This is a genomic window from Mesorhizobium sp. M0615, assembly GCF_040320805.1.
Taxonomy (GTDB): Bacteria; Pseudomonadota; Alphaproteobacteria; order Rhizobiales; family Rhizobiaceae; genus Mesorhizobium.
The window spans coordinates 62,932-76,969 of record NZ_JAMYQI010000014.1; the positions used below are offsets into that span (position 1 = coordinate 62,932).

The window sequence follows — 14,038 nt, forward strand, 5'->3', positions numbered from 1 at the left end:
GGCAACAAGGAGGCTGTTGTTGGACGACCATGAACAAGATTGGTTAATGCTTGGTGACCGCGAGAGGGCGTTTACTTGCTCGAGGCGGGTGCTTCATTCTCTTTTTTGGCCGCAAACGAGGTCAGCGCCGACAGGAAATCGCCCATACCCGGCCGCCTGCCGGCAATGAAGGGCAGGGGCCGCGCCGTCTCCATGGCAGCGATGCCGATACGCGCCGTCATCATGCCGTTTACCACGCCTTCGCCGAGTTTCGCCGACAGTCGGGCGGCAAGCCCATGGCCGACGATCTGCTGGACGAAGCTGTCGCCGACGGCGATCGAGCCGGTCACCGCCAGATGGGCAAGAACGCTGCGCGCCAGCCGGAAAAAGCCCAGCGTGCCCGGCCTGCCGCCGTAGAGTTCGGACAAGCGGCGGATCAGGCGCCCGGCCTCGAACACGACATAGGCAACGTCTACGAGTGCGCGGGGGCTGACGGCGGTGACCAGCGACACGCGTTTGGCTGCTTCGAGGATCATCACCTTGGCTCTCGCATCGAGCGGCCCGAGAATCTCGGCCTCGGCCAGTCGCACCAGATTGCCGCCGTCGATGATCTCGCCGCGCAATTCGGCCAGGGAGCGCCTGCCGGCCGCGGTTTCGGGTTTCGCAGCGACAAAGGCCGAAAGCTCTTCGACGACGGCCCTTGCAGCCTTCGGATCGTCGCGCGCCACGGCATCGAGCGCCCGCTTTTGCAGTTTTTCGACCTCGGCCAGCCGGGCAATAGCCAGGAATTCCTGCACCAGCACGACCGCGAGCGCCAACACGACAATTGCGGCCATTGCCGCTGCCAGCCAACCCAGCCACTCTGCGCGCTCGAACAGGTCGCGGATGAGCTGGTCGGTCCACAGGCCGACGGCGAGCGAAACCAGCACGCCGGCCGCGCCGAAAAACAGGCTGGAAAACAGCGAGCGCCTGCGCGGTGCGGTCGCCGGCGGCGGTTCGGCGGCGACAATGTCGGGTTCGTCGAAGACATCGATCTCGGCCGGCACGACGACGGCGCGCGGCTTGCGCGGCGGCTCGGCATGGGGGCGGCGCGTTTCCTGCTTCGGTCCGGCCTCCGGCTCGATGCGGAAAGCTGCCGGTCTGCGGGGCGCGGTCATGCCAGATGGTCTCCGATCAGGAACTGCAAGGCGCGGTCGAGCCTGATATGCGGCAGCGACAGCGTGACGCCTTCGGCGGTGCGTTCGAGCTTTGGCGGGCGAAAGCGCACGAAACGGATCGCCGGATCGTCGCTGCTCTGCCGATGGTCAGATTCGGAAACGTCGAAAACCTCATCAATTTTTTCCGGCAAGTCCCCCGGAAATATCGCGGTTTCGGTTTTGCCATCGAAGGTTTCGTCGTTGATCTTCTCGCCTTTCAGCGGCGTGCCGATGATCACCGGCAGGGTGTCGCGGCCTTGCTTGACCGTGCCTTCGCGCGTCGCGCGCACCGCCGCCATGGCGACCACGTCGACATCGGCACCGGTGAAATTTGCCCGCGCCACGGCGCGGTCGGCAAGCCGCCGCACGATTGCCTGCAGCCGGTCATGGCTTTCGTGATGCAAATGGTCGGCCTTGGTCGCGGCAACCAGGATGCGGTCGATGCGGCGTGAAAACAGGTCGGTGAGGAAATTGCCTCGGCCAGGACGGAAACAGGAGAGGATTTCGGTCACCGCGCGTTCCAGGTCGGCCATCGCGCCAGGGCCGGCGTTCAGCGCCTGCATGGCGTCGATCACCACGATCTGGCGGTCGAGGCGGGTGATGTGTTCGCGGAAGAACGGTTTCACCACATGCGTCTTGTAGGCCTCGTAGCGGCGCTCCATCATCGCTTGCAGCGAGCCGGAGCGCGGCCGTTTCTCACCCTTGAGCAGCAAGGGCGCGAAGGTCAGCGCCGGCGATCCCTCGAGGTCGCCAGGCATCAGGAAACGGCCGGGCGGCAAGGTCGAAAGCGCCCGCTGGTCGAGCTTGCAGGCCTTGAGGTAGGCGGCAAAGCTCTCGGCGAGGCGTCGCGCCGTCATCTCGTCGGCATCGGCATTGGGGTCGATGGTCGCCGACAGCGTCCGCCAGTCCTGCGACACGTCGGCCCGCACCGGCAGCATCGCCATCTCGAACGCCTCGCGCGAAAAATCGGCGAAGGATTTGCCGAGCAGCGGCAGGTCGAGCAGCCATTCGCCGGGGTAGTCGACGATGTCGACCGACAATCGGCCGCTGGAAAACATCCGGTTCCAACCGGAGGCAGACTCATATTCGATGGTGAGCCTGAGTTCCGAAATGGCGCGCGTCGAGTCCGGCCAGATGCGGTCGTTGACCAGGGCGGAGATATGGTCCTCGTACTGAAAACGCGGCACGGCATCGTCCGGCTGTTCCTCGAGGAAGGCGCGAGCGATCCGTCCCGACTTCTGCGCCTCGAACAGCGGCAGGCGCCCGCCATGGATGAGATTGTGGACGAGAGCCGAGATGAACACCGTCTTGCCGGCCCGGGACAGGCCGGTGACGCCCAGCCGAAGCGACGGCGAAAAAAGCCCGCTCGCACGCCCCGACAGCGTATCCAGGGCAATTCTCGCTTCGTCGGTGAAAGTGGTCAGCGATGATGCCAAAATCTGTTCTCTCAGGCGTGCTCCTGCGCCCGATATAGGCTTTGCGGTTCAAGTTTGAAATGGCGCCCGGTCTCGGCCGGCTCGGCTCAGAGATCGACGGGCGTCAGGAAGGCTTCGAGGTAGCCGGCGCCTTGCGAGGCTTCCGCAAGGTTGCCGCTGAAGCGCACGACCGCAAGGCCGGAGGTCGGGAAACCATGGTTCATGATGGCCCGAGCAGCCTCGTCGCCGTCGCCCGAGACCGCCATGGCAAGGTCTTCCGTCATCGGATTGTGGCCGATGACGAGCAGCGAGCCCGGCCCGCCATTGCTGCGGATGATGGCGAGGTAGCCGGCGGCATCCTCGGTGTAGAGCGTGTCGAAGAACAGCACCCGGCCGGTATCGGTGTGGGCGGCGATGCCTTCCAGCGTCTGGCGCGCCCGCTTGGCGTTGGAGCATAGCGTGATATCGGGGATGTAGTTGCGGGCACGCATCGCCGTCCCCATCATTTCGGCATCGGCAATGCCGGATGCGTCGAGCGGGCGATCGAAGTCGCGCACGCCGGGCAGGGCCCAGCCAGCCTTCGCATGCCTCAACAGATACAGTCTGCTCACCGGACCCCCAATGGTGTGCTGCCCACCAATGACACAACTGGATTAGCCACGAGAAAGGCCTGAGGCACAATGGGCCGCGCCGCCCAAGCGCAACGAATCATGTGCGAATTCGCCCGCGCCCTTGCTATGGAAGGCTTTGCTACGGATCGCCCGCGCGGGCATTAACAATTGCGTGAAACGCGCGCGGATTACGCTTGTGCAGCCTTCTCTGCGCGAATATATAGGCGCCAAATTTGGGGTTGTTGGGTGAGTCGAATGAACGATATCGTTACAGCCAATTACGTACCCTCCGAAGACGAGCCGTTCATGAACGAACGGCAGAAATCCTACTTTCGCCTGAAGCTCGTCACCTGGAAGACCGACATACTGCGCGAAGCGCGCGAAACCCTCGAAATCCTGCAGCAGGAAAACGCCAACCATCCCGATCTCGCCGATCGCGCTTCCTCGGAAACCGACCGCGCCATCGAGCTTCGCGCCCGCGACCGCCAGCGCAAGCTCATTTCAAAGATCGATTCGGCGCTGCAGCGCATCGATGAAGGCACTTACGGCTATTGCGAGGAAACCGGCGAGCCGATCGCGCTGAAGCGTCTCGACGCGCGTCCGATCGCGACCTTGTCGATCGAAGCGCAGGAGCGCCACGAACGCCGCGAGAAGGTCTATCGCGACGATTGAGCCGCTGCCGTCAGGCAGGACTGTTTCATCAGAAATGGCCGGGTTTCCCGGCCATTTCTGTTTTTGGCCGAAGGGTTTAATCGCACGAAGTTAAAGCGTCGCGCTGAAACGGACGACGCGCTTTAAGCGCCGTTCCGATCGGGAAGCGGCAAGATGTGACGGTTCGCCGGGCTTTATCGTTTCTGGCTGGCGAGTTCGCCGAGCAGCTTGGTCATCTCGTCGTCGAGAGACTGCGGTGCCTTCGCAGCCGGCTTGCTTGCCGGTTTGGGGTGCGAATCGTCGAGCGAGACCTCGAGCTCCCGCATCAGGGTATCGTCGATGGACTCATGCTTCGGGGGCGGGGCCTGCCGGGCAGTATTGGCGGCGGAGCCATAGGCCGGCAGCGGTGTCACATTGGTCGCCTGGTAGATTTGAGCCGGTTTCGGCGCCGGCGCGGCCTGGCGCGGCGGAACGGCGGCCGGAGCAGCCCTTACCGGTTGCGGCGGCGGCGCCTGCCTTGCGGGCGCGGCGGGAGCGGGTTGTGGTGCGCGCGGACGCGGCGCCTGTTGCTGCTGGCCAACACCGCCATCGCCGGTCAATGCCGGACGGCGTGGCGCTGCAAGCCTGATATCGCGCTCGACGACAACGTCGGTTGGGCCGCCGATCAAAAGCAGGTGTTCGATGTCGTCGCGACGGATGAGCACCAGCCGGCGGTGGCTGTCGACCGCCGTGGCGTCCATGACCGCCAGCCGTGTCTTGCGGTTCCTCCCGCCGGCAACGAAGGTGCCGAAGGTCAGGTTGCGGATCAGCCTGATGATGATGAGCACGATGACCAGCAGGACAAGGGCAGCAAACGTCCACAGCAGCGCTGCGGCATATCCGGGACCCGCCACATTATCCAGCCACTGCATCGGTGCCCCCAATCGGCTTTTGAAGTGGAGGGACACTAGACCGTTGCGGCCAGCCACCGCAAGTTGCCTTCACGCTTCGTGAACAGCTTGAAAACACCGACGCGTCATTTTTACCCGACATTTGCCGCCAAGGCCTTTTCCGGATTAGGAGAATGTGATTCAACCGGCCGGGGGCGGTGTCGGACAACTCACGAGCAGGGGGCATATGGCCAGGGAAACGCGCGGCGATTTCTATCCGGTACCGATTGTCGATCAGAACACGCGGCCAGGCGCGGTTACCCGGCTCATCGTGTTCATCATCGTCCTGACCGGGGCCGCGATCGTTTTCGGCATTTTCCGCGAGCGTCTTGGCGATCCGTTCCTGCTCGGCATGCTGGGCGTGCTTGCCATGATCGGCGTTGGCTTCCTGTTCGCCACGGCCATCGGCTTCGTGCAGATCGCGCCGCGTTCGACCGGGGATGAACTGTCGAAGGCCTTCGTCGATTCGATGTCGCAGGGCCTGATCGTCACCGACACCAAGGGCCGCGTCGTCTATGCCAACCGGGCCTACGCCGAGATGACCGGTGCTGCGTCGGCCGCCGATCTGAAGACGGTCGAAGGCCTGCTTTCCGATGTCCCCGAAGCTTCGGTGACCATATACCGGCTGGCCTCGGGCTTGCGCGATGGCCAGGCCGGCGACGGTGAGTTCCGGCTGGCACAGTCGATCCGGCCGGGCGCCGAACCCGGCGCGCGCTGGTACCGGGCGCGGGCCCGGACCTTCAGCGTTCCCGGTCAGCGCCTGCCGATGCTTGCCTGGCAGCTTGCCGATATCTCGCAGGAACGGGCCGAGCAGGAGCGTTTCTTCCTCGACTTGCAGAAGGCCATCGACCATCTCGACCATGCGCCGGCCGGTTTCTTCTCAGCCGACCAGGAAGGCCGTGTCACCTACATCAACGCCACGCTCGCCGAATGGCTGGGCATCGATCTGGCGAGCTTCACCCCTGGCGCCGTGACACTCCCGGAAATCGTCGCCGGCGACGGCATGGCGCTGGTGCGCTCGGTCAAGGCCGATCCCGGCACCACCCGCAACGCCGTCATCGATCTCGATCTTACGACGACGACCGGCGAGGCGCTGCCGGTGCGCTTCATGCATCGGGTCTCGGCCAGCCGCGAGGGGACCAACGGTCCCACCCGCACCATCGTGCTCAACCGCACCCAGGGCGAGGACGCATCGGCCGACCTTCGTGCTTCGGAAGTGCGCTTCACCCGTTTCTTCAATTCGACGCCGATGGCCATTGCCGCCGTCGACAATGGCGGCCGCATCCTGCGCACCAACGCGCCGTTCCTGTCGCTGTTTTCCTCCGTCGTCGACGGCGACGCGGTCGACCGCCGCGTGCGGCTGGACACCGTGATCCACGAGCGCGACCGGCCGGCCTTTGCCGCCGCGTTCGAAAAGGCGCGGCTGAGGCAGGCCGACATCGAGCCGATCGACACGCTGCTGCCCGGCAATGAGGAGCGTCACATCCGCTTCTACGTCAACGCCGTCGCCGACGGCACCGGCGAGGGCGCCGAGGAATCGGCCATCGTCTATGCCGTCGAGACCACCGAGCAGAAGGCGCTCGAGGGCCAGATGGCGCAGAGCCAGAAGATGCAGGCGGTCGGACAGCTCGCCGGCGGCATCGCCCACGACTTCAACAATGTGCTGACCGCCATCATCATGGCGTCGGATCTTTTGCTGACCAATCACCGGCCGTCGGACCCGTCCTTCCCCGACATCATGAACATCAAGCAGAATGCCAACCGGGCGGCCTCGCTGGTGCGGCAGTTGCTCGCCTTCTCGCGCAAGCAGACATTGCGGCCGGAAGTGCTGAACCTGACCGACGTGCTTGCCGATCTCCGGATGCTGCTTGCCCGCCTGGTCGGCAACGAGATCAAGCTGAAGGTCGACCACGGCCGCGATTTGTGGCCGGTCAAGGTCGATATCGGCCAGTTCGAGCAGGTGGTGGTCAACCTGGCCGTCAACGCGCGCGACGCCATGCCGGCCGGCGGCGACCTCACCGTGCGCACCCGCAACGTCACCGCCGAACAATGCAAGAGCCTCTCCTACCGCGAGCTCACGGCTGCCGACTATGTCGTGGTCGAGGTCGAGGATAGCGGCTCGGGCATTGCCCCGGACGTGCTGAAGAAGATTTTTGAGCCGTTCTTCACCACCAAGGAAGTCGGCAAAGGCACCGGCCTTGGCCTGTCGATGGTCTATGGCATCATCAAGCAGACCGGCGGTTTCATCTTCTGCGATTCCGAAGTCGGCAAGGGTTCGACCTTCCGCATCTTCCTGCCGCGCCATATCGTGGAGGCGAAGAAGCCCGGCGACGTCAGCGAGGCGCCGGCTGCGCCGGTGAAAGCCGCCGACAGCGCCAAGGACCTGTCGGGCTCGGCCACTGTGCTCCTCGTCGAGGACGAAGACGCCGTGCGCATGGGCGGCTCGCGGGCGCTGACCTCGCGCGGCTATACCGTCCATGAGGCCTCCTCGGGCGTCGAGGCTCTGGAAGTCTTCGAAGCACTCGGCGGCAAGGTCGATATCGTCGTGTCCGACGTGGTGATGCCGGAAATGGACGGACCGACGCTGCTCGGCGAACTGCGCAAGCGCCAGCCCGACATCAAGTTCGTCTTCGTGTCCGGCTATGCGGAAGACGCTTTCGCCAGAAACCTGCCGCCGGACGCGCAATTCGGCTTCCTGCCGAAGCCGTTCTCCCTCAAGCAGCTGGCCACCGTGGTCAAGGATGTGTTGGAGTCCTAGGGCGCCCTAATTCAAAGCTTGCGCAATGACGTGACACTGCCATGATTGCAGGCGAAACGGGCGGCGGGTTTTGGGGAGCATGTCGTGACGCCGCACAACGAGGCTGCCAGGGGCGACTATGCCGCAACGGTGCTGTTGCCGGGCGATCCGCAACGCGCCGAGTGGATGGCAAAGACATTTCTTGAGGCGCCGCGCTGCGTCAACCGCCGCCGGGGCGTACTCGGCTTCACCGGTCTCTATCGCGGCCGTCCCATCAGCATCCAGGCCACCGGCATCGGTGTCCCGTCCTTCCTGGTCTATGCGCATGAACTCCTGGATGTTCACGGCGTCAAAACGCTGATCCGCACAGGCACCTGCGGCGGCCTGACACCCCGCGTGCCGCTGCGCTCCTTGGTGATCTCGCAGTCGGTGCGCGCCGAAAGCGACCAAAGCGGCCAGGTCTTCGGCCTCTACGATGCTGCCGCCGGGCCCGATCCCGGCCTGTTCGCCCACGCTTTGGCCTGCGCCGCCCAGCTCGGCATCGACCACCAGGCCGGGCTGACCATCTGCAGCGATGTCTTCTACCACCCTGAAGGGCGCGACCGCTTTGCCGAAGCGCAGGCGCTTGGCGCTCTCGCTGTCGATATGGAAACCAGCGCACTCTACCGAATCGCGGCGCATTTCGGCGCCCGCGCGCTGTCGCTGCTGACCGTCGTCGACAACATCGTGACCGGCGAACAGACTGCCTATTCCGAACGTCAGGCGCTGTTCACCGATATGGCGCGGCTCGGGCTCGACGTTGCGGCGGAAGGCTAGCTTCCTCAGGCCGCTTCGCGCTTCGGCGTCAGCTCATCCATGTCTGGCCGGTGACCGCGCAGATAGAGCGCGCAGGTGGTACGCAGCATCGACGCGAAGTTGGGAATGGCGCCGTTGATCTCGATCGCCTCGTCATAGAGTTTTGAGATGAACTTCGGCGTCGTCAGGCCCTGGCTGTCGGCAATTTCGTCAAGCAGCGCCCAGAACGTTCCTTCAAGCTGGATACTCGTAGAGTGACCGTCGATGCGGATCGACCGGTTGATCTGTCGATAGCCTTCCGGATCCTGCCCGGCAAAAACCCTGCACATCCTTACCTCCCGATATTGTTGGTTTTGGGCGCAGCGTGTCGCGCCTTCAAGTTATGGTTGTCCCTGCATGTTCGGCCTTGTGGGCCGAATCGGCAATCGGACTTTCGTCTTTAGGCGCAGGCATAGCAGCGATTGCAAATTTAGCCGTGGTAACCGGCTGCCACCACCTTTCGCGCGTGCCGCCCATAATCGCCTCCAGCATGCAGCGGCGGAGACTGATTTGGCGAAGGCAATCCATTCCATGATCCGGGTTCTCCAAGAGGCCAGATCCGTCGATTTCTACAGAAACGCTTTCGGGCTCGATGTCGCCGACAGGCTGGATTTCGAGACATTCACGCTGATTTACCTTGCCAACGCCGAAACGGGGTTCGAGCTCGAACTCACCGTGAACAAGGGCCGCACCGAGCCTTATGAGCTAGGCGACGGTTACGGCCATCTGGCGGTCTCGGTGTCCGATCTCGACAGTGAACACGACCGGATCGGCGCGCTCGGCCTCAACCCCAAGAAGATCGTCGAATTCAACCGCGACGGATCGCTGATCGCCCGCTTTTTCTTCATCGAGGACCCCGACGGCTACAAGATCGAGGTTCTGCAGCGTGGAGGCCGCTTCCAGTAGGGGATTATCGGCCGCATTCAGCCGCGCAACGCCAGCAACGGCGCTGTTCAAGGGCGCAAACAGCAAGCAGGGAGGAACAAAATGGTCACGATCTATGACGCGAGGCTCTCACGTCGTGAACTTCTCAAACGCGGCGGCATCGGCGCGTTGCTCGTCATTTCCGGCAGCGCCGTCATCAGCCCTGAAAATGCCTGGGGGCTCGAGACATCGGCGCTCAAGCCCGAAACCATGGCGACGCTGATCCAGATGGCGCGCGACATCTATCCGCACGATCAGGTGCCCGACAAATACTACGCCACCGCCGTAAAAGGCCATGACGAGCAGGCCGGCAAGGACGCTGCCTACAAGACGATGATCGAAGACGGCATCGCCGACCTCGACAAGAAGTCGGGCGAGGGCGGCTATCGCGGCCTCGGCTGGGAGGAGCAGCGCGTTGCCGTGCTGCAGCAGATCGAGGCGACGCCGTTCTTCCAGTCCGTCCGCGGCGGCCTCGTCGTCAGCCTCTACAACCAGCAGGAGGTGTGGCCGATCTTCGGCTACGAAGGCGAATCCTACTCCAAGGGCGGCTACATCGCGCGCGGTTTCGACGACATAGAGTGGCTCTGAGCCCTCCGTCGTTCTGAAACCCCGCAAACAGGAATTCATGGGAGGAAACCATGGCAGCATCATTTGATCTCAACAACGATGGCGTGGTCGTGATCATCGGCTCCGGCGCCGGCGGCGGCACGCTCGGCAACGAACTCGCCCAGAAAGGCGTCGATGTCGTCATCCTCGAGGCCGGCGCGCGCCACGAATACGAGGATTTCATCAACGACGAGTGGGGTTCCTTCAGCCAACTCGCCTGGACGGACAAGCGCACAACCTCAGGCGACTGGCGGGTGTCGAAGGATTTCCCCAATTTGCCGGCCTGGATCGTCAAATCGGTCGGCGGCTCGACCACGCACTGGGCCGGCGCCTCGCTGCGCTTCCAGGAGCATGAGTTCAGGACGCTCTCGACCTACGGCAAGCTGGAAGGCGCCAACCTGCTGGACTGGCCGGTCACATTGGCCGAGATGGAGCCGTACTACGCCAAGGCGGAAGCCAAGATGGGCGTCACCGGCACCAATGGCTGGCCGCGGCTGCCCGGCAACAACAACTTCAAGGTGCTCAAGGCCGGCGCCGACAAGCTCGGCTATAAGGAATGTCATACCGGCAACATGGCAATCAATTCGGTCGAGCGCGACGACCGCAACTCCTGCCAACAGACCGGCTTCTGCTTCCAGGGTTGCAAATGGGGCGCCAAATGGTCGACGCTCTACACCGAGATTCCCAAAGGTGAGGCGACCGGCCATCTCGAGGTCCGGCCAAACGCCATGGCGATCAAGATCAACCATGACGCTAGCGGAAAAGTGACCGGCGTCGTCTATGCCGACAAGGACGGCAATCTGCAGGAGCAGAAGGCCCGCATCGTCGCCGTCGCCGGCAACTCGATCGAAAGCCCGCGCCTGCTGCTGAACTCCGAGTCAGCGAAGTTTCCGCAAGGGCTTGCCAATTCGTCGGGGCAGGTCGGCAAGAACTACATGCGCCACACCACCGGTTCGGTCTACGCCATCTTCGACCAACCGGTGCATATGTATCGCGGCACCACCATGGCCGGCATTATCCGCGACGAGGCGCGGCACGATCCCTCACGCGGCTTTGTCGGCGGCTATGAATTCGAGACGCTGTCGCTCGGCTTGCCCTTCATGGCCGCCTTCCTCAATCCCGGCGGCTGGGGCCGTTCCTTCACCACCGCGCTCGACCACTATGATCACATGGCTGGCCTGTGGATCGTCGGCGAGGACATGCCGCGCGCGGAAAACCGCATCACGCTGCACAAGGACGAGAAGGACGCGCACGGCATGCCGATCGCCGACGTGCATTTCGATGATCATCCCAACGACACGGCGATGCGCAATCATGCCTACAAGCAGGCCACAGCGCTTTACGATGCGGTCGGCGCGACGCGCTCCTTCCCGACGCCGCCCTATCCCTCAACCCACAATCTCGGCACCAACCGGATGAGCGAAAAGGCGGAAGACGGCGTCGTCAACAAGCACGGCCAGGCGCACGACATCAAGAACCTGTTCGTGTCGGACGGCAGCCAGTTCACGACCGGTGCGGCTGAAAATCCGACGCTGACGATCGTGTCGCTGGCTATCCGCCAGGCCGAATACATCGCTTCGCAAATGTCGGCCAAGACGATCTGAGCCGTCCTCCCGGATCGCTACGCGGAACGCGCATGGCGCGTTCCGCCCGTTTTTCCTAGGACTCACTATGCGCCGACCGGCTGTCCGTCCCTGCGGCGGATGGCGACGACGGAAGGTCGCGGCAACTGGCCGTCTTTGAAATCGGGCCATAGCGTCTGCACCTTGTCGAGCGTCTCGGCATCTTCCGCAGGGTGCTGCACCGACAGGAACAAAGTCGTGCCGTCCGGCGTGAAGCACGGGCCGGTCGCTTCGGCGCCGTGCGGGCAGGTGAACAGCAGCTTCGGCAGGCCGCGCGCCGCACCTTCGGTGTCGACGCCATAGACGCCGTCCGGCAGGTCGAAATCATTGGCGCCGTCCGTCGCCACCCACAGCCGCCCCGCCGGGTCGAAGGTGATGTTGTCGGGGCAGACGAACCAGCCATTGTCCGACGTATCCGGATGAAAAGTGGCGCCGACCTTGGCATCTTTCGGGTTGCCGCAGAGCACGAACAGGTCCCAGGCATACTTTTCCGCCGTGTGGTCGGCATCCGCGCCGCGGCCGCCGGGCGGGATCAGTTCGACAATATGGCCCCACAGGTTCTCCGGCCGCGTGTTGGCCGGATTGACCTTCGACTGGTCGCGCTTCTTGTTCTTGGTCATCACCGCATAGACGCGGCCGGTCACCGGATTGGTCTCGATGTCCTCGGGCCGGTCCATCGGCGTGGCGCCGAGCGCATCTGCCGCAAACCGCGTCTTCAACAGCACCTCGGCCTGGTCGGCAAAACCGTTCTCGACGGTAAGCTTGCCCTGGCCGTGCACCAACGGCAGCCACGTCATCGAGCCATCGGCATCGAAGCGGGCGACCGACAGCACGCCATCGTCGAGCAGATCGGCGCCGGAGGCCGGGTTGGCCCTGTCATAGGCCTTGGCCGAGACGAAGCGGTACATATATTCGAAATAGTCGTCGTCACCCATATAGACGACAACGCGGCCGTCCTTGTTGAGGACCACGGTCGAGGCCTCATGCGACATGCGGCCAAGTGCCGTGCGCTTCACCGGCCTGGACTGAGGATCGTAAGGGTCGATCTCGACCACCCAGTCGAAGCGGTTGGCCTCGTTCGGTTCCTTGTCGAGGTTGAAGCGGTCATGGAAGCGGCCGCGGCCATAGATGTCGGAGCCGTCGAAGCCGTAACGGTCGAGCAGGTCGCTAGTCGGCGCCTTTTTCGGGTCGCCGCCGAAAATGTCGGACACGCCTTCCTCGCAGGTCAGCACCGTACCCCAGGGGGTGAAACCGCCGCTGCAGTTGTAGCTGGTGCCGAGCACTTTGGTGCCAGTCGCGTCGGCCGAGGTCTTCATCAGCGCATGGCCGGCAACCGGTCTGGAAACGGTCATTTCGGTGTTGGCGGTGATGCGGCGGTTCAGCGGACTGTCGGCTACGGTTTCCCACTTGCCGTCCTTCAATTGCACCTCGACGATCGAATGGCCCATCGCGGCCATGCCGAGATCGACCTGTTCCCTGGTCATCGTCTTGCCGGCATCGCCCTCGGTCATCCCCGGAAACATCACATTGGGCGAGATGTATTCGTTGTTGACGCAGAGCAGGCCATGATCGGAATTCACCGTGCCCTTCGGCAGCGGCATGAAGGCGATGTAGTCGCAATTGTAGCCGAAGCGCTTTTCCTGTTCCTCCGCCGCGACCTTGTTGCCGTCGAATTCGGCGAGGCCAGCTGCAAGCGGATCGCCCCAGCGCGCGACGATGGTCGTCTCATAGCCTTCGGCGGCGGCATGGGTCTTGTCGTAGACCCGCTTCAGCTCGGGAAAGCCGAGCGTCGACTGCGCTGCGGCGGCATGCGTTTCGCCGGCAAACAAGGAGCCGACAAAGCTGCCGCCGGCAATCAGCGCGCCGGAGGCGAGGCTGCCTTTCAAAAGAGACCGGCGCGAGACGCGCTCGGCAATGATTTCGCGGATGACGGGGGAGGATGAAGACGGTGTATTGGCCATGGTGTCTGCCTCTCAGGGTGGATGTTACGGCGCACCGTTGCCCTAGTCTGCTTAGGCAACATTCACATGACATAAGAGGAAGGTTTTGCCGCAACTGGGCGCGGCACTACGCATCGCTCAGCCCTTGGTGCAGGTCGAGGCGGTGAAGGCGCCGTCGGGCTGCTTCAGAATGATGTCGAATGACGGGGCGGTCTCGCCGTCCAGTGTTGCCTGTGTCATGGAGACGGAGTTGCCACCGGTGGTATAGCCGCCCAGCGGCCCGAGCCAGGTTATCTCGCCATTGGCATTCATCTGATAGTTGTAGCCTTGCGTCGCGGTGCCGAATGTCACCGGGCCGGTATAGACATTGCCCTTGATGGTGATGTCGCCGAGGTTGAGGAAGGCGCCGAGCAGGTAGACCTCGCAATGATAGGTGCCGTCCGGAAGCTTGCCCTCGCTGAAATCGGCGCGCGCGGCGCCGCTCGTTGCCATCAGCAGCAGGATGCCGGAAATGCGTGAGATGCGAGATGTCATGACGTCTCTCGTTTGAAGGGCGAGCTTGCCCTATTTTTGCGCGGTGCCGCAACATTGTTC

13 protein-coding genes are annotated in these 14,038 nt (G+C 63.6%); 6 read left to right on the top strand and 7 right to left on the bottom strand.

What is annotated here, in order from left to right; translation table 11 throughout:
* Positions 1 to 71 precede the first annotated feature (71 nt).
* The 3 genes from NKI46_RS23895 to NKI46_RS23905 all read right to left on the bottom strand — a co-directional run bounded on the left by NKI46_RS23895 (position 72) and on the right by NKI46_RS23905 (position 3,201).
* Positions 72 to 1,136, bottom strand: coding sequence for a YcjF family protein (locus NKI46_RS23895; protein ID WP_352748186.1), 1,065 nt, complete (start codon positions 1,134 to 1,136; stop codon positions 72 to 74).
* Positions 1,133 to 2,611, bottom strand: a complete 1,479-nt coding sequence (locus tag NKI46_RS23900; RefSeq protein WP_023739995.1) for a YcjX family GTP-binding protein — start codon at positions 2,609 to 2,611, stop codon at positions 1,133 to 1,135. The genes NKI46_RS23895 and NKI46_RS23900 overlap by 4 nt, the downstream gene beginning before the upstream one ends.
* 86 nt (positions 2,612 to 2,697) lie before the next feature.
* A complete protein-coding gene (locus NKI46_RS23905) occupies positions 2,698 to 3,201 on the bottom strand; it encodes a SixA phosphatase family protein (RefSeq protein ID WP_023739994.1) in 504 nt (167 codons plus the stop codon).
* A gap of 255 nt (positions 3,202 to 3,456) precedes the next feature.
* Here NKI46_RS23905 and dksA point away from each other — a divergent pair, with 255 nt between their 5' ends.
* The gene (gene dksA / locus NKI46_RS23910) at positions 3,457 to 3,873 is read left to right on the top strand and encodes an RNA polymerase-binding protein DksA (protein ID WP_023673491.1); all 417 of its coding nucleotides are present in this window, start codon (positions 3,457 to 3,459) and stop codon (positions 3,871 to 3,873) included.
* Positions 3,874 to 4,046: 173 nt separating this feature from the next.
* Here dksA and NKI46_RS23915 read toward each other — a convergent pair whose 3' ends face one another.
* Complete coding sequence (locus tag NKI46_RS23915) at positions 4,047 to 4,763, bottom strand: hypothetical protein (protein WP_352624647.1); 717 nt, start codon at positions 4,761 to 4,763, stop codon at positions 4,047 to 4,049.
* A gap of 205 nt (positions 4,764 to 4,968) precedes the next feature.
* On the opposite strand from NKI46_RS23915, the gene cckA reads away from it, so the two are divergent.
* Together cckA and NKI46_RS23925 are read left to right on the top strand one after the other, a co-directional pair.
* A complete protein-coding gene (gene cckA / locus NKI46_RS23920) occupies positions 4,969 to 7,539 on the top strand; it encodes a cell cycle histidine kinase CckA (RefSeq protein WP_352748190.1) in 2,571 nt (856 codons plus the stop codon).
* A gap of 84 nt (positions 7,540 to 7,623) precedes the next feature.
* On the top strand, positions 7,624 to 8,334 hold the full coding sequence (locus NKI46_RS23925) for a purine-nucleoside phosphorylase (protein ID WP_023693373.1): 711 nt from the start codon (positions 7,624 to 7,626) through the stop codon (positions 8,332 to 8,334).
* A 5-nt stretch (positions 8,335 to 8,339) separates the two neighbouring features.
* Here NKI46_RS23925 and NKI46_RS23930 read toward each other — a convergent pair whose 3' ends face one another.
* Positions 8,340 to 8,642, bottom strand: coding sequence for a ribbon-helix-helix domain-containing protein (locus NKI46_RS23930; protein WP_023670924.1), 303 nt, complete (start codon positions 8,640 to 8,642; stop codon positions 8,340 to 8,342).
* Positions 8,643 to 8,862: 220 nt separating this feature from the next.
* Here NKI46_RS23930 and NKI46_RS23935 point away from each other — a divergent pair, with 220 nt between their 5' ends.
* The 3 genes from NKI46_RS23935 (at position 8,863) to NKI46_RS23945 (ending at position 11,486) form a co-directional block, all read left to right on the top strand.
* Positions 8,863 to 9,258, top strand: coding sequence for a VOC family protein (locus NKI46_RS23935; protein ID WP_023670926.1), 396 nt, complete (start codon positions 8,863 to 8,865; stop codon positions 9,256 to 9,258).
* A gap of 81 nt (positions 9,259 to 9,339) precedes the next feature.
* Complete coding sequence (locus tag NKI46_RS23940) at positions 9,340 to 9,864, top strand: gluconate 2-dehydrogenase subunit 3 family protein (protein ID WP_352514079.1); 525 nt, start codon at positions 9,340 to 9,342, stop codon at positions 9,862 to 9,864.
* Positions 9,865 to 9,914: 50 nt separating this feature from the next.
* Complete coding sequence (locus NKI46_RS23945) at positions 9,915 to 11,486, top strand: GMC family oxidoreductase (RefSeq protein WP_352514078.1); 1,572 nt, start codon at positions 9,915 to 9,917, stop codon at positions 11,484 to 11,486.
* A gap of 65 nt (positions 11,487 to 11,551) precedes the next feature.
* Here the strand turns inward: NKI46_RS23945 and NKI46_RS23950 are convergent, their stop codons facing one another.
* The gene (locus NKI46_RS23950; protein WP_352748195.1) at positions 11,552 to 13,465 is read right to left on the bottom strand and encodes a PhoX family protein; all 1,914 of its coding nucleotides are present in this window, start codon (positions 13,463 to 13,465) and stop codon (positions 11,552 to 11,554) included.
* Positions 13,466 to 13,582: 117 nt separating this feature from the next.
* Entirely contained in the window at positions 13,583 to 13,978 is a 396-nt protein-coding gene (locus NKI46_RS23955) for a hypothetical protein (RefSeq protein WP_023706180.1), read from the bottom strand.
* Positions 13,979 to 14,038 lie beyond the last annotated feature (60 nt).